The following is a 23,175-nucleotide window of genomic DNA, read 5'->3' as shown; positions in this document are numbered from 1 at the left end:
TCAACATAGAAGAACTCTAGCTAAAAATCATAAGAAAAAAGGCATTCCCTGTCATACGTCATACGGAAGACAGGGAATGCCCTTTTGGGGTTTGCTTTGTGGCTTTGCTCGATGGCTTTGCTCGATGCCTTTTCTCTATCGCTTTGTTCTGGAATTCGCTTCATTCTAACGAATTGAGGATACGCTAATTCCCTCTTTTTTGTACAATTCCGAATTGTAACGAATCACAGAGACGTTATCTCGACAATTATGGGCCGTTTTTTTTCTACTTATATACGGTTAATTCTCTTCTTCATATCTTACACATGCAACGCCAACAACAACTTATAGATCATTGCCGCGGCTTCCGCACGGGTCGTCATATTTCCTGCACGAACCGTATTGTCCGTATATCCGTTCACAATTTTGGCTTGAACGGCTGTATTGAGTGCTTCTTGTGCCCAAGCCGGCGTTTGCGTCGCATCAGTGAAGCTTGGTTTTACAGTATCTCCACTCGTTCCCGATTGTGCATCTGCACTTAACTTCAATGCATTCGCCATCATCACAGCCATCTCGGCACGAGTGATCGTCTGATTAGGCTTGAACGTGTTGTCTCCATAGCCCTTCACAATTCCAGCTTGCACGGCTGCGGCAATGTCGTTCTTAGCCCAGTCTGGCAGACTGCCTTGGTCTGCGAACGTCGAATCCGACTGCACGGACTTCAAAGCCAATGCCTTACTGATCAACGTAACAAACTCTGCCCGTGTAATCTTCTTGGATGGTTGGAATGTACCATCTGTGTAACCCTGGATAACGTCCATGCCAATCAAACGATCTGCATAGTCGGATGCCCAGTGTCCGTTCAGATCGGACAGATTAGCAGCTGTGTAACTGGACACAACAAAGGTACCCAGATGATTCACATTAGCTGATATTGTTCCTGCTGCATTCGTCTTGCCACCAATGAATACCCAGCTCTGACGGGCTTCATTATAATAGTAAATCGCTGGCTGTGTTCCTTGTGGCAGCTTGGAAGCATCATATTGCAGACTCAATGCTGCCTGATCGTTCAATGTCCGTCCTCCACTGCGAGTAATCTGGACCGCTTGGCCCAGTACATTCAGCGAAGCTGCATTCTGCAATTGGTCCTGGGATACTACGGACAGTTGCAAAGTATCTTTTTCCCCAATGGCTCCAGCCGGAGCGTTGAATTGCACGATATCTTTCAGACCCGTTTGTACTGGCTGATTCGCTTCGACATCTACCTCCACTTCAGTAGTTGAATCTGATCCCGTATCCGGGTTGGTTGGTGTGGTTGGCACGGCAGGCGTTGTTGGCACGCTTGGTGTGCCTCCACCGGAATTCCCTCCAGCGTTGCCTCCATTACCTCCACTTGAACCCCCACTTCCATTGCCCGAACGGGCTTGTACAGTAACCGTACGTGTGACTTCCTGTGCAGCATTGCCGGCAATATCTTTCACGTTATAACGAATGGTGTAGAGCCCCGCCACTTGTGTGTTCACTGTGCCATCAATCTGCACGGAACCACGGATGCCTACATTATCGGTAGCCTGTGCCCCAGGCTCGTTATACATATCTCCCACGGTTAATGTCATCTGGCTGCTGCCTTGCAGGGTGATGACGGGAATCTCGCGGTCTATTTTAATGACCAGAGGTAAAGTATACGTTTGTTCCAAATCGTCTGTTGCTCGGAATAAAAGGTTGTGCTCTCCCGGCTCCGTTTCCTCAAGAGGTGTATTCTCCGTATATGGTTCGTACGTCTGTCCTCCATCACGGGATAACTCAATAGTCGCCGAAGTGGCTGGCGCGTAAACTGCGCTGGTTACGCTAACCGTTACGGACTGGTTTGTCCATGTATCCGTATGATACGGCTGGCCGTCAGCGGTGGTCATGTTGTCTTTTAACACCAATACCTGATTATTTGTTCCTTCCACAATGACTGTGAACGTTCTGGTATCCGTTTCGCTGCCACGTTGTACCGTTGCTGTCAATTCCAGTCGCTCATTATTTTCAGGCTGTGTAAGAAGCTTACCCTGTGCATCCATCAATTCCGGGTTGGAGCTGGACCAGCTAATCGTAGCTCCATGTTTTCCTTCAACAGGAAGGGTAAGGTCGGAAGTGACCGCGTTGAGATCACCCAGATCAATCGCTTGAAGCGTATCCGTTACCGCCTGTGCATCACTGTAAGATGTAGCACTCACGAAGATCGGATTGGAGTAGAACCACAGATCGCGATAGTTCTGATCATTGATCTCGTTGAACCGAGTCTCTGCATCCGCTGTTGTGATCTTCGGATCAAGTTGCGGTTCACCATCTACGGTCTCACCAGCAACATTCATGCCCAGATTTGTACCGCGCAGGCGATAATATTTATCCTGATCTGTAGCTTTGATCTTGTACGTGATGACATTGTAACCTTCCGCATCGGTTGTCCAATCGTTGGACGTGAAGGTTGCCAGCACTTCGGTAGAGTCGTTAGTATCTTTGGAGTATGCGGCTGTGCCCTTCTCGGCCTTGCCCGTCACATCTCCCGCGATGAGATCGACATGATCGACCACCGGTACTTGTCCAGCGGACGTGCCACTGTTGATTGGTTTTTCATAGTTGTTGCTCGTGGTTGGACTCTTGAAACGGATTTTCAGTTCCACTTCGTCACCTTGGGTCACACCCAGGTCACCGCCCATTTCAGCCTGAGTACCCGCGCCGGAAGCCGTGAAGTCCAGTGCGTTGATCAGATCACCGAATACGGAAAATGATTTCCCCGAACGCAGTCCTTCCAGCACGGCTTGCATACCTGTACCATCAACCCACGAATAGGTCTTCGCATATTCGCCCGGAAAATAACCGCTGGAATTCGTGCCAATCGTCTTAAAATGGTAATCCGAATTGCCATAGTTCCAGAAGTGACGCCCTTCTCCCAGCAATGCATCCCACAGACCGCCCACTTTGGCGACCATGTAATCCACACCGCCGTATGTACGGTATTTGTATCCATCATCTGCGGTCGGATTGGCTACGTTGTAGCTCGTGTTATACCCACCGCGATCCGGTTCCATCTGGTTGCCAAGCATACCTTCGATACCAAAAACAACTTGTGGAGCCAGATCGTTGAACTCACGGAAGTCCGCGATGGTATATTTGTATTTGCCCCGTGAAGGGTGATTGATCATTGCATAACTCGTCGTCGGATACTTGGTTGCCAGCCAATTGATAGCAGCCAGTGCATCCTGATGAGTTGTATAGGCACGTCCCCCCGTCAGATCCCAATTCGCTACGTCAGCCGCATCGAAAAGATTTGCGTCCCGATTGGTAAAACGATACTCAAATTCGTTTGCAGCTTCCAGCGCTTCGGTCGAACTTGGCTCATCCGTGAGAATCCCCACCCCAACATGTTCATGTGTCGGCATGTCCCATTCGAAACCGGAGAAGATCGTTTTGCCTGCATATTTGCCTGCTGCCTGAAGGGCCTTGATCTGTGGTACCTGATATTCGTTCATCCCTTTGGACATCGGAATCGATCCGCCTGGAATGTCTACTCCGTTGTGATCCCGTTTGGATAACCGTAAATGATCCGTAAGCGCAATCCAGTCCAGACCATACTTCGTCAGTCCCGCGTCGAGTACATTTTCCAGCGAATTCTGCGCATCATCGGACTCAAACGTATGTACGTGCAAATCTCCCGTTTGCCATGAACCTGTTGTCGAGCTGTTGGTTGGTGTGTTATCTCCTGCATCCGCATAGGTTACCGCAGCAGGAAAAGCTCCCATGACAAGGCCTGTAGCCAGTGGTATAAGCGTAAGCATAGCGAGCATTTTCTTTCCTTTATTGTTGAACAAAATCATCCCACCACCGTTCTGAGTTGTTGTGTCGGGAGTAAATATAAGAAACTTTGAGGACTGGGTCAACGCAATGAAAGCGCCTATTAAAAATTTGACACATTCCTGCATTACTTTACATTTCGTTAACGATTTCTTTTGCTGTGTCTATGAAGATCATGCTCTATCATTCTCCATATTGAGGTGCTGAAATGTACTAGAGAAAGGTTGCAAGAGGGTGGAGAAAAATTCGAATTTTGTTCACCATTCAGGAAAGTTCCACCACAGCTAGTGGAGCATTAGGAAGAGAATTAGCATAACAAGGGTGATGAAGAGGTATATATGAAGGACTTTGTAAATATTTGAGGACGGAGCATCTGCCGAATATAGAAAAAAGAACCCCCGAATGCACAGGCGCAACGCGCCCTTAATCCGCAGGTACTCTGGATTTGACTGGGTTTTGATTTAGGTTTTACATGTTTACTTTTGTGAATGTGAAGTTAACGGGTTGTGAAATGTGGTCACTCTCTACTTTATATTTAAACTAGAAAAATTCTCCCAATAAACCGATACTATTGAAGATGGCTCTGGCTCATTAGACATAGATCATATTATATAGAAGGAGTTGCACACTTTTGAGAAGATTTTATCAAGGTTTGGGGCTAACTATTATAGCTTTAATTTTACTATTACTAAGCTCTACTCCAACAGAAGCAGCATCGAAGAAAATAAATTTAAAATTGTCAGATGGAGCGACGTTTTATGGCGAAGTTTTAAACGGGAAACCTCATGGTAAAGGGACAGCGAGGTGGGGAGAAACCGAAATATACTCTGGAGATTGGGTGAATGGTAAGCGGCAAGGAAAAGGCAAGTATACATATAAATTAGTCGAAGGTGCGGGTGTACCCTTTGATGATTATGATGAATCTAACATGGGTAAAGGAACAGGTGAATTCACAACAAAAACCTACAACGGATCGTGGATTAATGATACATATCATGGAAAAGGAAAAGAAATTACGCAATGGTTAGAAGTACAGTATCTTACTTCTGACAACAAGGTTCATCCTATACCTAGTATTTACATAAACACCATTAACGATGGAACATACAATCAAGGCAAGATGTCTCAGGGTTATTACGCAATCCATTCCTCAGATATTGTTTCACTAAGATATACAGATTACACGACGACAATCACCCTCAAAAACAATTATTTCAATGGAAAGTTAACCGGGGACCAGTACTTTTTTGACACGATTATCAATTATAAAAAGAAAGACGGCTCTTTAGAAAAATATATTGGGATTAAACCTTCCGAATTCTCCAAAGGCACATTAACTAGTGGCAAATTCACGGGGTCTACGCATCTAATCGATTATGGTAATCCAGTTAGTTATTCTAAACAAGTCGTAAAGAACGATAATGTATTAAAAGAGAATTCCATAACATCAGCCGCCTTTGATAAAGATCGCAAGAAAATCCTTAATGAATTCCTTCAAGCGATTAAACCTTATTCAGCAAAACTCAATAACATTTCCAACGAGATCATGTCATTAAAAGAGATGGACTATATGGGGATGATTCCCTAGGTAGTGAAGATCACAAATGAGAAAAAAGCCTTCCAGATAACTATCTGAAAGACTTCACCTCTTGCCGATCTACAATTAACCAAATCGACCACTGATATAGTCCTGCGTACGCGAATCGACGGGCTCGGCGAACATGTCTTGGGTAGCGGAGTATTCCACGACCTCCCCATTCAGGAAAAACACCGTCTGCTGAGAAACCCGAGCTGCTTGCTGCATATTGTGTGTGACCATCACGATGGTATAACGTTCCTTCAACTCATGGGCCAACTCTTCGATCTTGAAAGTCGAGACGGGATCAAGCGATGCCGTAGCCTCATCCATCAGCAGAATGTCTGGTTCCACTGCCAGTGCACGTGCGATGCAGAGGCGCTGCTGTTGTCCTCCGGATAAACTTAACGCGGAGCGCTTCAGGTTATCCTTTACTTCATCCCACAGGACAGCAGAACGCAGGCTCTGTTCCACGATTTCATCCAGCTTCTTTTTGCCATGAATGCCATGTTGTCGTGGGCCGAAGGCCACATTATCGTAGATGGATTTCGGAAAGGGATTCGGCTGCTGAAAAACCATGCCGATCTTCTTGCGAATGGTTTCCACATGCACCTCGCCGCTGTAGATATCCGTCCCACCTACAGCCACTTTCCCTTCGATGCGTGTTCCGGGTATACGGTCATTCATGCGGTTGAGGGTTCGCAGCAGCGTCGATTTGCCACAGCCGGACGGTCCGATAAAAGCGGTAATGGCCCGTTCCGGAATTTCAATGGAGACATCCTTAAGTGCCTGAAACTGACCGTAATATAAATTCAATTTGTTGATCTCAATGATTGGCTGCACAATAGTTCCTCCCGGTGTTGAAATTGATCTGGTTACTGGATCAGCCTGGCACATCAGGCTTGGTTTTTGCGTGAGTTCAGCCACAGCGGCACACGGAACAGAATATTGATGAGCAAGGCCACAAAGATCAACACAGCCGTTGTCTTTTGCGCAATTTCCTCGGCATCCGGCACAATTGCTTCGGATTGAATGTACCACAGATGCACAGCAAGGGTTCCTCCCGGCGATAGCAAATTGAAGTCCCACATTTCCCCGGATGTAGACACCCCTGCGGTCAGAATAATGACGGCACTCTCACCGAATGCCCGACCTGCCGTGAGGCAAATGCCTGTCATGATCCCGTTTACAGCCACCGGCAGCAATACATTACGGATCGTCTGCAAATGGGTGGAGCCAAGCGCAAAGGACGCATTACGAAGTTCAACCGGAACCGCCCGGACCGATTCCTCGGTTACCCTGGTCAGCACAGGCAAATTCAGAAAGGCAAGGCTGACAGCGGCGCCCAGAATCGTAAGACCTATCTCAAAGAACTCCACAAACAGGGCAATACCAAACAATCCAAAGATGATGGATGGAACAGATGATAGTCCCTCCACGCAAATCCGCACGATCTCCATGAGTTTGTTGTTTGGGGCAAATTCCGCCAGGTAAATCCCGGCCGCCATACCGATGGGAATGGAGATCAGAAGGGATAGAATCAGCACATAGAACGAGTTGAACAGCGCCGGCCCAATCCCTCCTCCTTCTTCAATCTCGCTTGGAACACCATATAGAAAGTCCCAGCTTAGCAAAGGCAACCCCTTTTCTAGAAGAAGAAATAACAGTCCAACAATGAATAAAATGACGACAATCCCTACACCCCATACCATGCCCGTGAAAATCCGGTCCATCAGCGTGGATGCACCTCTGCGTTTGCCGAACGAATAGACGGGGACAGCGTTCGCCTGTTTCTTCATACTCATGAGTAGCGTCCCCCTTTCTTCTGAAGCATTCTTACGGCTACAATCATCAAGATGGAAATGGCAAGCAGGATAAAGCCCATCATGTATAGCCCGTGATTCCAGGTGGAATCGAATTCGACGCTTGAGATTTGCATAACGATATTACTTGTCAGCACGGCTGTTGGCGTGAACAGACTGTTCGCGAGCTGCGCCGTATTGCCGATGACCATTACCACCGCCATCGTCTCTCCAATGGCACGAGTCATCCCGAGAATGACGGCGTACATGATTCCGCCTCTTGCAGCAGGCAAGACCACACGGGTTATGGTTTGGAATCGGTTCGTACCCAGCGCATAAGCTGCATCCCGGTATTTGTTCGGTACAGCAGATATGGCATCATCACTGATCCGGCTAATGGTTGGCAGCACCATAATCGTCAGAACGATGGATGCTGCGAGCAATCCATCCGCCAGATCATGTCCACTGATATCCCTAAGCCAGGGGATGAGAATCGTCAGTCCCAAGAAACCGTATACCACAGAAGGAATACCCACCAACAGATCCAATACGGGTCGCAGAATATGGCGAAGCCATTTTGGCGTCATTTCGGCCAGAAACACAGCAATGATGACGGAGATTGGAATGGCAAACAGCATCGTGAGCCCCGTCAGTGCCAGCGTTCCCAGAATAAAGGTCAGTGCGCCGTAATGCTCATTTTCCGGGTCCCAGTTGGTAGAGAAAAAGAATTCGCTGAGCGAAACATCCGCAAAGGTCAGAACGCCCGTACGAAGCATAAGAACCAGAATGCATAACAGAACCAGACAAACGAACAATGTACTGCCAATACAGATCATGCGAAACAGTTTATTGGACCATCTTAAACGCGCCTTACGGTCAAAACGGGTTCCCGATCCGGGAGCCTTGCCAATGCTTGGACCAAGCTCACTCGGAGCAGGGCTGTTCGTGGATGGATTTAAATCGATCATGAAGGGCTCTTCCTTTCACATAGAGAAGCCAGCTTGGCGACCGTGCGCAGAAGCTGGCTATCCCTTTCCTTATGAAATGCGAGAATGATGAACGTTCGCAGCTTTCGTTATTTAACGGCAGCAAGCGGAATGAATTTCAGTTTTTTCAGGGAACCGTTCTGGAACTTGCTGCTTTGGATATACTCGATGAACGCTTTCGTTGCTCCCGTAGGTTGACCTTTGGTCATGTAATATCCAATACCCCATACTTTGTATGTTTTGTTCAGGACGTTTTTCTCTGTTGGTGCTACGCCATTGATGGATACAGCCTTCATTTTGCTAGTTACATACGGAAGGTCAATATAACCGATTGCATTTGGTGTTGTTTCAATCGTTGTTTTCATATCACCGCTGGAGCCAACCTCTTTGTAGTTGTCCCCTTTGCTCATGAAGTCCTTGCCATCCAGTGCTTTTTGTTGGAAGTTAACCCGTGTACCGGAACCAAATTTACGGTTAACTACAACGATGTTGGCATCCGATCCGCCGACTTCCTTCCAGTTTGTCACTTTGCCGGAGAAGATGTCCTGCAGTTGTTTTGTTGTCAGATTGCTTACACCCACATTGGTATTAACGACTGCCGTGAACACTGTTACAGCTACCGGATTGGCTACCAAGCCATCAAATTTCTTGAAGCCAGGTACATCTTTGGATGCATCCCAGTCTACAGCCCCAATGTCCGCGATCCCTTTACGAACGGATTGGGGACCTGTGATGGAACCTGCTGCGGAAGCCGAGATTTTAACTTTTGGATTATCCTTTTTGAATTCGCTGGCTGCCTGAAGTGTCAGCGGAAGTAATGCGGAGGAACCGTTAATGACGATTTTACCTTTCTCTGTGCTCTTGGCAGCTGATGCTGTCGTTGCGCCACCCAGTCCACCAATCAGAGATACAGCCATAAGCATTGCTGTGAAGGGTTTGATCCATTTTTTCATGTTAATTAAACTCCTCTCGAATTAAAAAGCTTGTGATCATATTTGATATAAAACATTACTTCGTAACGGCTCTCCAGCTTCCGCCAGCTTGTACCAGAACTCGGCCGTTCTCAACCACAGAGATCTGTGATCCGGCAACCGCGATGGATGATACATCGGAAGATACGGTGTACAACTTGGTTTGTTTTCCAGTTACCGGGTCGATCGAAAGGATCACGCTGTTGTTGTCATCCTGGGCTGCCAGTACATACAAGATTCCACCTGACAGAATAGCTTGTTCTACATCGTACTCGGTGTACACCGGCGTAGACTTTTGGGATGAATTCACAGACAGCAACGATGCTTTACCGTCTTCGGAAGGTACACTCACGTAGTAGGCTTTTTGTCCGTCAGCAGACCATACAAATACCTTGTCGTCGGTTGATGTTGTAAGCTTCACAGCCTCGGGTTTTGAATCTCCTGTGTTATACGAAAATATTTGCTGTTGATTGGATGAGAAATCAATGGAGACATTGTCTTCATCCACATTGGTTGTATCCGAAGTTACGGTACCAAGTGTTGTTACGGTATAGATGAATTTCTTGCCGTCAGCAGAAACATTCAGGTTTTCCTTATAATCCACCTTGTCTTCGACCACTTTCGTAATCGCGCCATCCGCCAGATTCAGCTTGGCAATCACAGACCCTTTATCTCCTTGCAGGAAGTAGATTGCACTCCCGTCAGCAGACCAAACCAACTCAGGCTTGATGCTGTTGTCACTCGTGATCAGTTTGGAAGCCTTGGTCTTCAGATCAATAATATAAACGGCTCCTTCGGCATTCGTATAAGCCGCTTGATCACCACTTGGCGAAATAACGAGATCCGATCCACCGTCTGTCGTTAGCAACAACTCATATTTGCCGCTTGTTGTATTCACGAGATAATCGTTTCTGCCATTGTTGTCGCTCTTGGAAACAATCAGCTTATCCGCTCCGGCAAAACGAGGATTCTCGACTTCATCGATCAAGGATACCGTACTGATCTCAAGCAGTCCGTTTCGTTTGACAATCGTACCGCCAACGCCCGACACCAGTGGACGAAGAGCGATATAACTTGTACCACCGATGATGGTAACCGGTTGATTCAGATTCACTTTGACGTCATCTACCACAATTTGTTTGCTATTGTTTTGGAGCGTCACGCTGTGATCATTCAGCTTGATCACCGTCGTTCCGCTATGTACTTCGGCTTGTGCGCCGATGGCTTTGATCACATCACGAAGTGACACAAGTGTCTCCCCATTTTTAACGATGGAACGAACGATGACGCTGTTACCGTTTATTGTAAGCGTGGAATTTTGCACCTGAGCTGCATTAGCCGCAGGTTTCACTGCAGGAGCAGCCGATACTGCACTAACCACAGAAGTACCTAACACTGTTGCTACCATGGACACCACTAACACTTTTTTCATTGACATTGGCTCTTGTCACCCTTCTCTATTCCATTTAATTTGCCTTGTTTTGTCATGCCCTGCTGTCTGGTATTCTGCATGTATCGTCTTTATGAGAGCTTGTCCGGCTCATCCCCCCAAACTTCCACGTTCATAGTAAAAATGACCTATCACGATTGTAATTATAGGAGAGATTTGTAAACGGGAAATCCTGGAATTGTTAACGAATTGTCAATGTTTTCATAAATACAAAAAAAGAGTCGATGGAATATGATCCATGACTCGTTTTTTGTGAGTTAAAATTGCGGCTCCAGTATCCGAACATGTCGATTCTTCAGACCTCAATCTGTTCATATAACTGTCTCGTGAGAAAGGAGGGCTGAATGTTAAGCTCAGTCAATCTTTCTTTGAGATTGCGATAGATCCGCAGCACATGGTCGTGTTTACCCATGTACAAGTACGCCTGCATGGCACGACGATAGGCTTCTTCTTCATATGGCGATTGACTGATTGCACGTTCTGCTGCCTCTGCTGCTTTTCTGCCGTTACGTGAATCCAGATATTTCTCGGAAAGTTTCAGCTTAAGCTCCAGTGAAATTTGCTCCAGCTTATGACTTAGCTCCACTATCCATGGGTAATCCTCCTGAGGTAACAGTTCGTCCAGATACAAATGTAAGGTTTGCTCGATTAGAGATATCGGCATATCTTCTTGCTCCATCCTGAACGAAATGTCCAGAAAATCATATACGTCTGCTCTGATTCGTTCCTTATCCAGGATATAGTGCTCACTTTTATATCTCAACAAATGTTCAATACCAACGTTCCGCAAATTTTTTCGCAACAGGCTCACACAGGTGTGCAAATAAATTTTGGCTTTCTCATAAGGTTCATCCGGCCATAACTTTTCGATAATACGATCCCGGTGAACTGCACTTGTGGCAGGGTTATTCAGCAGCAAATACGCAAAAAGCTCCTTCTCTTTGGCTGTTCGCCACATCATCGTCTTTCCATTTGTGATTGCAACACGGAATGTCCCAAGCAATTGGACAAACAACTTGTCCATATTATCAGTCTTGACGACAACGTGATCCGTGGGTCTGTTCTTCTCCTTTGTCAATCGCTCAATGGTCCGTGACAAGCGCTCCATCTCGATTGGTTTGAGCAGGTAATCCAGCGCTTCATGCTCGAAAGCGGCCACAGCATACTGATCATAGGCAGTCGTGAACACGATCATGGCGTCCGGTTCCACCTCGTGTATGTTCGCTGCCAACTCCAATCCGCTCATTCCTGGCATCTCAATATCCAGAAACCAGATATCCGGGTGAATGTTCCGAAGTGCCACAAGCGCATCAAAGCCATTAGCCGCACGCCCTGCGACGTGTACTTTACCTGTTCGAGTAAGGAACATTTCCAGCATATTCAAAGCATGCGGCTCGTCATCCACCAAATACGCTTGCATCACTACAGGTTCCCCCTTTGCTTCATTTATTGGTATGGGAATTCAATCGTTATCTTCGTCCCGTGACCTTGTTCACTCTGGATCACAGGTGCTTGTCCGTTCATGTGTTTCAGTCGCCTCTGTACATTTTGCAAGCCAATTCCCTGTTCGGCATGGCCTCTTTCCAGAATACTTGCGACCTGCTCAGGAGACATGCCGATCCCATCATCCTCAACCACCACTTGAACCCGATTTTCACATTTTCGGATGAATAACCGCACCGTTCCTCCATCAATCTTTTTCGACACCCCATGCCGGATAGCATTCTCCACCAGCGGTTCGATGAGGAGTGGCATCACTTTACAGGAATTCAGTGATCTGTCCACATCCAACTCAACCTGAAGACGTGAACCGAAGCGCTCCTGCTCAATCTCCACATAGGCCTGAATCAACTCCATCTCCTTGCTGAGCGGAATCAACTCCTCCGAGTTATCCAGATGAAAAAGAATTCGCAAATAACGACTGAAGCTGCCTAACAGCTCTCCCGCTCTGGGCCCGTCTGTGAAACATAACGACATAATCGTTCCCAAGGCATTATACAGAAAATGCGGTTTGATCTGTGAACGAAGAAACGCCATTTCGTTGTTCGCAGCTTCCTTCACCAGTCGTTTCATACCGAGCAAGGTATGTACTCGGACCAGAATCTCTCCCGCATCCAGCGGGCGTGTAATAAAATCGTTGCCTCCTGCCTTAATGCATGCCTCAATATCCGCTGGTGTACTGCGCATGTTGATAAACAGAACCGGCAGATCCACCTGGCTGAATTCCAGCCGAATCTGTTTACACACCTTATAACCTGTAACCGCAGGCAGCATCGCATCCACGATGACGAGATCAGGCAGCTTACCGCTTGCAAGTAATGATTGCACCTCTATGTCGGAGTCCGCAAAGCTAACCTGAAAACCTTCTGTAGAAAGTAATGTATTCAAGTGCTCCATGTCCACAAGATCGGTTGTTGCAATTAATATGGCTGCTGAAGCGTTGCTAGATGGTAATTCCGATAAATCCTCTACGTACGTTTCCTGAGATACTGCAGTCTCAGTAACGCTCTCCATGCCAGCATTTTCTGCGGATGGAAGCTCGATCTGAATTGATTCTGTTGCATCGTTGACCGTAAGCCGCCCCCCCATAATGCCGACAAGCTCTGCTGAAACAGACAAGCCTGCTGAACCGTTCTGCATACTCTGTAAATCAGCGCGGTCTTCTCTCCCCAATCGGGTAAACTGTTCCGTGTATGCCTCGAAACGAAGTATAATCCGCACTCGCTCTTGATGCCGCTCGCACTCGAATACCAGCTCCCTGTGACTATGCTGACCAATCATATGATAAACAAGGTTGTACAGCACTTGCAGCAGACGGCTCTCATCTGCCATAACATAGCGGGCCTCAAGCTCCAGCCTGCGTACCATAACGATTCCTTTTCCCGTAGCCAGAAACCCGAGCACCTCAGTGACCAAAGAAAGGCAGGATACCAGATCAACAGTGCCCACCGCAATCTTCATATTGCCGTCTCTAAATCGCGACATATCGATCAGATCATTCACAAGATTGGACATCCGGTATGATGTATTGCGTATGAGTTGAAGCTTACTTCGAATTTCGGTCTCATTCGTGCGTCTCAACGACGTTCCTAGAAGAGAACGGGATAAATGAATGATGCTGTGAAGCGGAGAGTTCAGTTCATGCGATGTCAGCAGCAAAAACTCATCCTTTACTTTGTCCGATAATTGAAGCTGTTGCGTAAGCCGCTGCATTGCATCATAAGCTCCGACATATTGATAGATCAGGAGCACGGCGAAGACACTCAAAATTACTAATGTTGTACAATTAAGTAGAATCTGACTCACCGGATACCACGTTACGAGGATGCCAAGAACGTAATTTACAAGCATAAGCCAGATACATGTGATGAGAAGTTGTAACTGGGAACGACTCTTGCTCTCATATTTCTTCAGAACATAGTGAAGCAGAATGACAGCAAAGGCTACAGCATAAGACAACAGGTTAACGATATACATGGCTTCCTGAATGGAGGAATACACTCGAAATGGAGATATCATGATCAGGGCGACGTATAGAGCAAGCAGAACACTTGGCAGCCGAAGCCATCTTCTGATCGTTTGCCCCAGCCCAGGTGCCAGTTTCCATGTAATCATGCTAACAATGACGGATACACCATATACCGCTGCATATTTCATTTTAAAGGCGAACTCAAAGGGAATTCCCGGCGCAAGCTGTAATAACAGACGCTCCCCATTCGTCACCACAATGACGGCAAAACCCAAGAAAAATAGCGCATAAAGCAACTGAATGCGATCACGATGCAGACGAAGATAGAGATAGAAAAACAGCAAACCAAAGATGACTACAATCCCCATGATGAACAGCTCCAGTCCAGACTGAATCATCGTTCTTCTTTCAATCTGACTGGCATACCCCAGTTCAATCGAGTTGTAGATACCACCGCTGCGAAAATCGAAATTAGCTACCTGTAACACAATTTCGAGCTCTGCTTGTTTCGTATGAAAATAAATCGTATATGGCTCATTGCGTGGTATATAGGATGCCGCAGACGTGCTCGGAAGCCCTGATCGGCTCATCTGCTGCCCATCCAGATACATCGCATCCGCGAATCGAACATATCGTTTGGCAATTGCCAGTTGCTCCCCCTGAGGCAAATTCCGCACAATCAGGCGATAGGTCCCATATCCCTTCCCGCTCATTGGATAGCCTTGATTAATCACATCCTCATCCCAGTTCCCAGGCACTTGCATCATGATGGGCTTGATACGCGTTAGATGGATCTGCTGTGGTGAGAGCAGCTGCTCAGGATAGAATTCCCATTCTCCATCCAGTGGAATAATGGTATCGCTTGTCCATGAGAAGTCTACCAGCTCCAGAGTCCCCTGCTTGGCAACAGGCGTCCCTCGTCCACCCCCGATCTGCAACACAACCACGAGTGCGAGCAGCATTGTCATTAATCCAACCCCTAACAAAAACCGATCCTTTCTGATGACAGTCATCTCTCCTTCTTCCGTAGCAGCTACCACTCAATATAGCGTTATTTTCGCACTCACGCTTGACCCTGTCCATCCTTTTCCCAGGCTACGATATAACGATGAAAAAAAGGCATCCGCAGATGCCTCTGGAGTTCATCTGATGCTGCTCGTCCCTAGCGCAGGATAGGAACAAAGCAGCATCAGCAATAAACATTCTAATTTTGGGATGCAGCCTGGATTGCGCCGTGAGCCCAATGACCAACAGATACATCCTTCCACATGGATGTACTGGACAGATCAGGTTCGATATGAACCAGACGATTCAGCAATGTAACGGCCTCTGCTCGTGTCACAGCATCGTTTGGACGGAATGCTCCGTCTTGCGACACACTCATGATGCCTGCTGCCAATACACGCTGAACTGCTTCGCGTGCCCAGTGCTGTGTAAGATCAGCAGCTTCGTTTGGCACAGCCGTTGTTTCTGCAGTTGCTTCCTGAGTTTTCAAAATCCGTTCAATAATGACAGCCATCTCGGCTCGTGTAATGGAACGCCCTGGCATGAAATCCCCGGCAGCATTGCCATGCATGTAACCTGCTGCAGTAGCCTTTGTAATCGCTTCGCGTGCCCATTCCGCAACCGGCATATCCCGATATGATCTATTGTGCGCAGCCTCGTCGCTGCCAGACGGCAGTATTCGAGATAATAAGGCAGCCATTTCAGCACGCTGAACCGCTTGATTCGGTCTGAACGTGCCGTCCGCAAATCCTTGAATGTAGGCTGATGACTGGCCCCCATTCATCAAAATAATGGAAAATGTGCTGAACTTGGTGACTTCAAACTCAATTCCTGGTTGATCTGTTCCATTAAACTTAACGATTTTACCCTTAACGAGTTCCTTTGTCCCATCGCTATGTTCGATAAATACTTGCAGCTTGTCCAGTTCCTTCTGCGTCAGGTTCTTATCTCTGACCGGAAGCACAACCATCACTGGACGACTGCTCATATTCGTCTCAATCGTCATTGGACGTCCTACCAAGCGGAAGTCGGCAGGATCTGTTGATGCTTTGATGATTAATGGATCTTTCTGGATACGCTGCTCCACCGCTTCACGCCCTGCGGCATCCTTAATCGGAACAAGGTGGAAGAATATATCCGAGCCCAGTCCCTTTAAAGAATTCGCCGGAAGTTGAAGGGAAGCGTTATCCGTTTCAATATACAGATTCATCTTCTCATCTGCCATCAGTGAAGTAGACTTGGCTGGCAGCTTCACATTCAGTTCGGATACCTCGTCCTTCTCATCCGGAATCATGATCCGGGCAATATTCGAACCGGCCTTCTTCAAGCTCTCAATCGCACGAGAAGTCTGCTCGGCTGTCAGATTCACCACATCCTTTTTACGTCCATCTGCCCCTGTTGTTCTTTCGATGATCGTTGTAGAAACAACTACATTTGCATTCCGTTCATTGGTCACATTTAGCGTAATCTTCTCGGAAGTGCTTGCAGACGGTGAGGTTGGCGTCGAACCACCGGATGAACTTCCTAAACCGGACGAACCCGGATTGGATGGTGTTGTTGGCGTTGTTGGTGTTGTTGGCTCACCAACGACCGTGATATCGCCTGATATTGCCTGTTTATGCATTTCAATTCCATCGGTATCCGTCACCGTGAAGTGTTCTAGTAGCGTCTCGTTGACGAACTCCACCGGATACTCGCCTGCAACAGCATTGGAGGTAATCGTGAATTCAATTTTGAACAACGTCTGGTAGGTCTCGAACGCCGGGATAGGACTCAGCCCTCCATTTTCATCACTCCAGCCCACGATAAGCGATCCTGTCTCATTATTCGCATGATGTCGTATTCCCGGACTGCCTGTAACATCAGTCACCTGTAAGGCTGCCGGGTTGAACTTCAGACGTACCCCGTAAGAGCCAATCGGTTGAGAAAGCGCCACCGTGTCGACAGTTAGCGTTACCTTGTCACCTGCTTTTCCTTCTTCTGATCCAATGTAGACAACAACACTCCCCACCGGTTTCACATCGGCCAGCACAGTAACTTGCCCATTTTCCCCAGTCACCTGAAACGGATCAAATTCCTCTACCAGTGCGCCCGCATGAAGAGCTACTGAACTTTGACCGATAGCCGCACTCTCCTTAATTTTAAAATGAAGGGAATACAGCGCCGTGGATTCCTGAATGAAATTTTGCGTCGTCATTATCACTGATATATATCCTGGAGCAGACGTATCTTCAGTTAGGCTGACTCCCTGATAATTCTCATAAGCTTGGCGGTTTACAACCTTGTCCCCTTCAACGAGTTCAAGCACAGCCGAATCATAGGCAAAGGACAATTCAGAGTGATAAAAAGAAAATTCTGAGCCTTTTGAATCATAGGATACAGGCACTTCGACGATGTCTCCTGGTTTACCAGATACTTCTCCGATATGAATTACAGGATCTACACTGGCATGTGCTTGAGGAAGCCACGAAAAGCTCATGGAAACCAAGAGCAGCACAGCCAGAAGCGCCTTCATGAATCGTTTGGATTTTACAGAAATGAAATGTCCCTTATTGTTTGGCAAGATAGTCACTCCCTTCTAATTTTAAGAATTAATCCCCAAGTAAACGCCCATAATCAGGGCTGAATCTTCGGCATCCAGTACACCATCATCATTCATGTCCAACGCTTCAATCTGACTCGGTGTTAACGTGATTAAACCTTTGATATATTTATTCACCAATAAGGCATCTGCAGGTGTAATCACACCGTCTCCATTCGCATCCCCTTTAATTCGCAGCATGATCGTTACCTCCACGCTATCCGAAAACACAGCTCCATTCTTGGCCTGCCAGCCGAACGTTGTCTTGATCCCTGTAAAAGCCGAAGAAGGAACGAAGGCCAATGTGTTCAACTCTGCGACAGGAACCACCTGATTCTTCACAACGTCTGTACCATTCAGTTGTAATTTACCGCTGTCAGGCAGGGATGCGATGCGAATATCCGTCATAGACCGGTTCTCTGGGTCGGCATAGTTACTGGTAAAATCCGTAGATGTAAAGGATACCGGGAGCCCCTGTTTTACCGTTTTGTTAAACGTGCCTACAACAGGTTTGGGGGTGTTATCCAGCGTTAGTCCCAAGATACGGGCAGAGCTGCCATCTGCACTGAATACAACGATTCGGTCTCTCGCCGTATCAGCCATATACAATTCGCCTTCCGGTCCGAAGGCAATCTGATTAGTGAGGTCAATCGGATATGTCTCGTTTCCACTCGCCCACGTACTCAGGACAGGACGTTCAGGAGATACAAAGCCCTCGTAGCCACTCTGCATGATCTGGTTCTCGCTCACAACGTATACACGTTTGTTTACTGGATCCAGTGTCAAGTCTCCGAGTTTATCTGTTGAATTCAGTATACTTGTAACGGGGTAAAGCATCGCTCCCTGCCCATTGGTATACCATACCTGATCTCCAGTTCCCTGGGTTGCGCCAGAGTATTCTGAGAATGCGCCACTCAAACCTCCCCATCCTTCGTGTCCCAAAGCGAAGTTGGCCAATGTGCCATATCTCGCTGGAGCATTATTCATTTCTCTATACACGTTGAAGAAAACGTACAGTCTTTCATAATCGCCCTGCTTATATCGAATTAAGTTTCGAATGTAAGGCTGCTTATCCTCATCTGGATGCGGATACAACGAAAATTTACGCATAACGTCTATAGGCTGTCCGTTCACAGTACCATCCTGATTAAAAATATGTACTTTTGCGGCTGCTCCGGATTCAGCAGCGTAGATCAGCCCATCGTTCCCCATCGTAACCGCCGTCACCTGGTTGACCTCTATCGTCGATAGTACCTTGCCTTCCGGTGTAGACCGAATAACCCGATTGTTTCCAGTGTCTGCAATCAGCAACTCTGTTTCACCATTAGCCGTCTTATAGAACTCGATATCTGTAGGTCTGTTTAATGAAACGGGTTCTGTTGCAGCCAGAGCCGATGAAGCTGGAAAACCCACGCTTGTGAGTAATGTAATGACAAGAGCAAGCACACTCCATCGTGTTCTTTTGACTCTTGCACCCTTTTTAGTGTGTAAACTCAAATGGTCTCCTCCTTAGGTTTCTGATAACGTTCTGTACCAATATAGCAAGCAGTTCTTAACAATCACTGAACACCTAAGAACCAACAGAGTAGGGTGCAAAAGACCTTTTTCCTCAAAAAAAAACGAAGGAATTAACGGATACACCCGTTAATCCCTATCGCAATTGTTTCATTCATATAAAATTAGATATGCCAATGCAACGCATCCTTCGTTCTACCGAATAAAAAGTTTCATCAATGTATTAAAAATCGGATTCACAATATAACCTGTCGGATGGATAGAATACCTCTTACCCGAGTTCAGACGGCTGATCTTCTCCATTTCCTCAGCGGACAGCTCAAAATCAAAGATTTCACTGTTCTCTCTGATCCGCTTTGGATTGGATGATTTGGGAATCAGAATAACACCTCGTTCCAGATGCCAACGCAAAATCACTTGAGCCACCGTCTTATGATGATGATCAGCGATTTCCTTCAATATGGGATGCTGCAATAACACTTTATTCCCCTGTCCCAACGGACCCCATGCCTCATGTAAAATCTGATGTTTGTTCATATAGGCTCGTAGTTCGTTCTGCGGAAATTCCGGGTGCGTCTCGATCTGGTTGATCATCGGCAAGATTTTCGCGTGCTTCCTTAATTCTTCCAGATGCTGAATCTCAAAGTTCGCGACCCCAATGACTTTGATCCTGCCTTCCTCGTATAATTCCTCCATGGCTTTCCACGATTCGATATACTTTGGCGAGGCAAAATGGATTAAATACATGTCGAGGTAGTCGACCCCCAGCTTGTTTATCGTTTTCTGGAAAGCTTTTTTGGTCGCTTCATAACCATGATCCGTATTCCAGACTTTCGACGTGATGAAAAATTGCTCGCGCGGAATCTGACTATGCCGGATCTCTGCTCCCAGCGCTTTCTCATTCCCATAGATTCTGGCAGTATCAAAATGCCGGTACCCGACTTGAATGGCCTCACGAGTCGCTGTTGTAAATTCTGCTTCTTTCGTTATTTTGTAAACCCCAAAACCCAGTTGGGGAATGGGAACCCCGTTACTGGCTTCAATCACTTTGGTATGCAAATTCATTTTAACTACTCCTCTCAAAACGGAATATACTTGATATATATTATATCTAGTTAAAGCCAAAAAAAGAGGTTAACCCTTTTTTTCTTCATGAAGCAGATCGGTTAACCGTATGTCTTTTAAATAATTCTGCATGGCGATCTCCGCACCTTCAAGATGATGAATGACCTTTTGTTTCACGTCATCCACGTCCTGTCCCTGGAGTGTTACATCGGTATGAATTTTAAACAAGTCTTTGCCAGGTTCAACCGCCAGGAATACGTCCAACATCGTGATTTCCGATAACGGCTGAGCAAGCAATATGCCGCCTTTCGCCCCTTCTTTGGCCATTGTCAGTTTGGCGTTATTCAGGTTGCGAATGACTTTTACCGTCGTAGGAACCGGAATATTTAGCTGCTCCGATATCACTTTGGTCGATAGATAGTTAAGACAGTTCTTCTCGGTGTACGTGTGAACGTAGAGCAGAATGGAGATTCCCTGTGATAAGGCTGTAGAGTATGCCATTGCATTCATCCTAACTTTTTTTCTAAATATACTATATATCTTTTATGTTTAGTTAGCAACTACAACACAATCTCCAAAGCAAGGTCAAGATACATTCGGTTGACTGTTCCCTTCCAGTGTAATACAATGCCAATTTTAAATGTATATCATGTTCATCTGCACATCATCCTGAACTTAAGAAAGGAGCTGATGGGATGGTTCGAATCGATGCATCCGGCTCTGGGCAGAGCCCTCTTTCCATATTTGCCTGGAGCCTTTTCTAACAGCATTGAAGGTAAGAGCTTTGCCCCTCTATATATCCATTACGTTATATAGATAGGAGCAAAATCAGATGAAATACAAAAATGCAGACTATGTACTACCACAAGAACTGGTGCAGCGCATTCAACAATATATTCAGGGAACCTATTTGTATATCCCGGTCCAGGAAGAATATAAGAAACCATGGGGAGCATGTTCCGGTTCGAGAGCCATGTTGCAAAAACGCAATAAGGCGATTGCTGAGGCTCATCATTCCGGAATTTCTGTTCGTCTTTTGGCACAGTAGTACTACCTGACAGAGCGCAGTATTCGCCGTATCCTTCTCCAGCATAAACACGGACAATAATAATGTTGTATCATGTATGTCCTTGCTCGTTGTTAAGAGCATACGGTAATCTGTTCCTGAAGGATTCAAATCAGGAGGTGCCTTTACTTCATGAGTTTATACGTTACACCACTAAGTATCGAATTTGAATACAACGGGATATCACAGGTTATTTCACCTGCCCTGATTGGTGATCAACGGCATGCCTTTCTGGTAGATTGCGGTTACGCCGGCTTCATTCCACATATTGAAAAAGCATTGAATAGACATGAGTTGTCGTTGTCCAATCTAACTGGCCTCATCATTACCCATCATGATCTGGATCATGTAGGCTCTCTCGCAGAGATCAAGCGAACCCATCCCGATATCCGGATTATCGCGCATGAACAGGAAGCTCCATATATTGATGGCACGAGAACCTCATTGCGGCTGGAGCAAGCGCTAGCGACACTTAGCCTTTTGCCTGAAAAAGCACAGCCCGCAGCGAAGGAATTCATCTGTACGTTGGAAATGATTGAACCAAGTCCGGTTGATCAGGCGGTTCATGATCATGAACTACTGCCATGGTGTGAAGGTATGGAGATTATACACACACCTGGTCATACACCAGGGCACATTTCCATTTACCTTCCCTCAAGTCGTACCCTGATCGCTGGTGATGCTGTGATCATTGAGAACAATGGGGAGCTCGGAATCGCCAATCCCCAGCATACACTGGACCTGAAGGAAGCGGTTCGCTCTGTACAACGCTTGCTTGGATATGAGATCGATTCGCTCATTTGCTACCATGGGGGTCATTTTCAAGGGGATGTTCGACTTGCGCTTCAGCGACTACTTCAATCCTATGCATCGTGAAACACCAATGGCCCATACTTGATGTATGGGCCATTTTTTATGATCGTTATTGCTGTCATACGGACGCATGAACTTCGCTGAACTTTACTGAGTTTACTCTACCCTCGACTTCATCGCTGCATATTTACTGGGGGTGATACCTACAGCAGCCTTGAAAGACCGACTGAACAGATGAATACTCGAAAAGCCAACCTCCTCGGCAATCCGGGTTAAATTATGTGTTCCTTCAATAATTCTTTTCTGGGACTGCTCTATTCTGATATGTGTCACATATTTGTGAAGGGTAATCCCCAGCTTGCTTTTGAACAAATGCGATAAATGGTTCGTCGATACACCAACATGTCTGCTGATGGCAGTATTATTTAATTGAGGGTCGGCGTAGCATTCATGAATATAACGAATCGACTTTTCAATGAATGCCCACCCCTTGGTCATATTCCCCTCTTGGTCGTGATCTTCGGATTGATTTTTGAAAAAGAGATGTAGCATCTCCAAACATATGGATTTCGTAATTAACGAAGATCCTCCCCGCTGCTCCTGAAACTCCTTATGCATAAGCGCAAATCTCTTTTTCCATTCGATTCGATCGGCTAGCTGCAAATGAGAGATTGGGCGTATGGAAGCCAGCTTCATTTCCCTATCTTCCAGATCGGGTCTTTCACTATGCGCTGCACTCGTATTCTTCAATAAACTGCGCTCTTCCTCATAATACAGATCAAAATGAAAAATATACTGAATCAATGGCTGCTGGGAGGTGGACCGAATGATATGAGACATGAATGGATGCATCAGCACAATATCGCCTTCTTTGACCTGGTATTTCACACCACTCAAGAAGAACTCCGCTTCCCCTTGTTCGATGTATGTATACACATGATCGTGGTCTATCCATTCCCCTGCCAAAGAAAATGATTCCGTCACTCTTGCCGCTCTTACGAATGGCGAAATGCTATTCATCCATGGCTCATACACATGTATTCCTCCCAACTGCCTT

At 46.5% G+C, this 23,175-nt stretch carries 16 protein-coding genes; 3 read left to right on the top strand and 13 right to left on the bottom strand.

The features are described 5' to 3' along the window. Positions 1-299: 299 nt before the first annotated feature. Positions 300-3,836 carry an S-layer homology domain-containing protein gene (locus DC345_RS32360; protein WP_113053554.1) on the bottom strand — a complete coding sequence of 1,179 codons (3,537 nt, stop codon included), beginning with the start codon at positions 3,834-3,836 and terminating at the stop codon, positions 300-302. Positions 3,837-4,450: 614 nt separating this feature from the next. Here DC345_RS32360 and DC345_RS13605 point away from each other — a divergent pair. Beyond that, on the top strand, positions 4,451-5,407 hold the full coding sequence (locus DC345_RS13605; protein WP_113053553.1) for an MORN repeat-containing protein: 957 nt from the start codon (positions 4,451-4,453) through the stop codon (positions 5,405-5,407). 75 nt (positions 5,408-5,482) lie between these two features. Here DC345_RS13605 and pstB read toward each other — a convergent pair whose 3' ends face one another. The 11 genes from pstB to DC345_RS13550 form a co-directional block, all read right to left on the bottom strand. Then, positions 5,483-6,238: a phosphate ABC transporter ATP-binding protein PstB gene (gene pstB, locus DC345_RS13600; protein WP_181586589.1), complete on the bottom strand. Its 756-nt coding sequence runs from the start codon at positions 6,236-6,238 to the stop codon at positions 5,483-5,485. Between the two features lie 53 nt (positions 6,239-6,291). Further along, entirely contained in the window at positions 6,292-7,200 is a 909-nt protein-coding gene (gene pstA, locus DC345_RS13595; protein ID WP_113053552.1) for a phosphate ABC transporter permease PstA, read from the bottom strand. After that, complete coding sequence (pstC, locus tag DC345_RS13590) at positions 7,197-8,165, bottom strand: phosphate ABC transporter permease subunit PstC (protein ID WP_113053551.1); 969 nt, start codon at positions 8,163-8,165, stop codon at positions 7,197-7,199. The genes pstA and pstC overlap by 4 nt, the downstream gene beginning before the upstream one ends. A 107-nt stretch (positions 8,166-8,272) precedes the next feature. Next, positions 8,273-9,136: a phosphate ABC transporter substrate-binding protein gene (locus DC345_RS13585; RefSeq protein WP_063565318.1), complete on the bottom strand. Its 864-nt coding sequence runs from the start codon at positions 9,134-9,136 to the stop codon at positions 8,273-8,275. A 55-nt stretch (positions 9,137-9,191) separates the two neighbouring features. Beyond that, on the bottom strand, positions 9,192-10,586 hold the full coding sequence (locus tag DC345_RS13580) for a stalk domain-containing protein (RefSeq protein ID WP_258530650.1): 1,395 nt from the start codon (positions 10,584-10,586) through the stop codon (positions 9,192-9,194). A gap of 313 nt (positions 10,587-10,899) precedes the next feature. Continuing rightward, the gene (locus DC345_RS13575; protein ID WP_113053550.1) at positions 10,900-12,024 is read right to left on the bottom strand and encodes a response regulator; all 1,125 of its coding nucleotides are present in this window, start codon (positions 12,022-12,024) and stop codon (positions 10,900-10,902) included. A gap of 26 nt (positions 12,025-12,050) precedes the next feature. Beyond that, entirely contained in the window at positions 12,051-15,041 is a 2,991-nt protein-coding gene (locus DC345_RS13570; RefSeq protein WP_181586588.1) for a histidine kinase, read from the bottom strand. Between the two features lie 236 nt (positions 15,042-15,277). Next, positions 15,278-17,641, bottom strand: a complete 2,364-nt coding sequence (locus DC345_RS13565; RefSeq protein WP_113053548.1) for an S-layer homology domain-containing protein — start codon at positions 17,639-17,641, stop codon at positions 15,278-15,280. Positions 17,642-17,662: 21 nt separating this feature from the next. Further along, positions 17,663-19,156 (bottom strand): dockerin type I domain-containing protein, encoded by a 1,494-nt coding sequence (locus tag DC345_RS13560; RefSeq protein WP_113053547.1) that lies wholly within the window; start codon positions 19,154-19,156, stop codon positions 17,663-17,665. A gap of 213 nt (positions 19,157-19,369) precedes the next feature. Further along, on the bottom strand, positions 19,370-20,239 hold the full coding sequence (locus DC345_RS13555; protein ID WP_113053546.1) for an aldo/keto reductase: 870 nt from the start codon (positions 20,237-20,239) through the stop codon (positions 19,370-19,372). Between the two features lie 69 nt (positions 20,240-20,308). After that, complete coding sequence (locus DC345_RS13550) at positions 20,309-20,740, bottom strand: RrF2 family transcriptional regulator (RefSeq protein ID WP_181586587.1); 432 nt, start codon at positions 20,738-20,740, stop codon at positions 20,309-20,311. 331 nt (positions 20,741-21,071) lie between these two features. Here DC345_RS13550 and DC345_RS13545 point away from each other — a divergent pair, with 331 nt between their 5' ends. Both DC345_RS13545 and DC345_RS13540 read left to right on the top strand, forming a co-directional pair. Further along, a complete protein-coding gene (locus DC345_RS13545) occupies positions 21,072-21,287 on the top strand; it encodes a CD3324 family protein (RefSeq protein ID WP_113053544.1) in 216 nt (71 codons plus the stop codon). Between the two features lie 150 nt (positions 21,288-21,437). Next, positions 21,438-22,181: an MBL fold metallo-hydrolase gene (locus DC345_RS13540; protein ID WP_113053543.1), complete on the top strand. Its 744-nt coding sequence runs from the start codon at positions 21,438-21,440 to the stop codon at positions 22,179-22,181. A 93-nt stretch (positions 22,182-22,274) separates the two neighbouring features. Here DC345_RS13540 and DC345_RS13535 read toward each other — a convergent pair whose 3' ends face one another. Further along, a complete protein-coding gene (locus DC345_RS13535) occupies positions 22,275-23,153 on the bottom strand; it encodes an AraC family transcriptional regulator (RefSeq protein WP_113053542.1) in 879 nt (292 codons plus the stop codon). Between the last annotated feature and the right edge of the window lie 22 nt (positions 23,154-23,175).

This window comes from Paenibacillus taichungensis (assembly GCF_003287275.1).
GTDB classification, from domain to species: domain Bacteria; phylum Bacillota; class Bacilli; order Paenibacillales; family Paenibacillaceae; genus Paenibacillus; species Paenibacillus taichungensis_A.
Note: the sequence above shows the minus strand (reverse complement) of the source record. Positions and strands in the feature narration are given on the sequence as shown.

Excerpts from the sequence above, each read along its gene's own strand:
- DC345_RS13545 (WP_113053544.1), top strand. The coding sequence starts at position 21,072 with ATGAAATACAAAAATGCAGACTATGTACTACCACAAGAACTGGTGCAG.
- DC345_RS13580 (WP_258530650.1), bottom strand. The coding sequence starts at position 10,586 with ATGAAAAAAGTGTTAGTGGTGTCCATGGTAGCAACAGTGTTAGGTACT.
- DC345_RS13585 (WP_063565318.1), bottom strand. The coding sequence starts at position 9,136 with ATGAAAAAATGGATCAAACCCTTCACAGCAATGCTTATGGCTGTATCT.
- DC345_RS13540 (WP_113053543.1), top strand. The coding sequence starts at position 21,438 with ATGAGTTTATACGTTACACCACTAAGTATCGAATTTGAATACAACGGG.
- DC345_RS13550 (WP_181586587.1), bottom strand. The coding sequence starts at position 20,740 with ATGGCATACTCTACAGCCTTATCACAGGGAATCTCCATTCTGCTCTAC.
- pstA (WP_113053552.1), bottom strand. The coding sequence starts at position 7,200 with ATGAGTATGAAGAAACAGGCGAACGCTGTCCCCGTCTATTCGTTCGGC.
- DC345_RS13570 (WP_181586588.1), bottom strand. The coding sequence starts at position 15,041 with ATGACAATGCTGCTCGCACTCGTGGTTGTGTTGCAGATCGGGGGTGGA.
- DC345_RS13555 (WP_113053546.1), bottom strand. The coding sequence starts at position 20,239 with ATGAATTTGCATACCAAAGTGATTGAAGCCAGTAACGGGGTTCCCATT.
- DC345_RS13575 (WP_113053550.1), bottom strand. The coding sequence starts at position 12,024 with ATGCAAGCGTATTTGGTGGATGACGAGCCGCATGCTTTGAATATGCTG.
- pstC (WP_113053551.1), bottom strand. The coding sequence starts at position 8,165 with ATGATCGATTTAAATCCATCCACGAACAGCCCTGCTCCGAGTGAGCTT.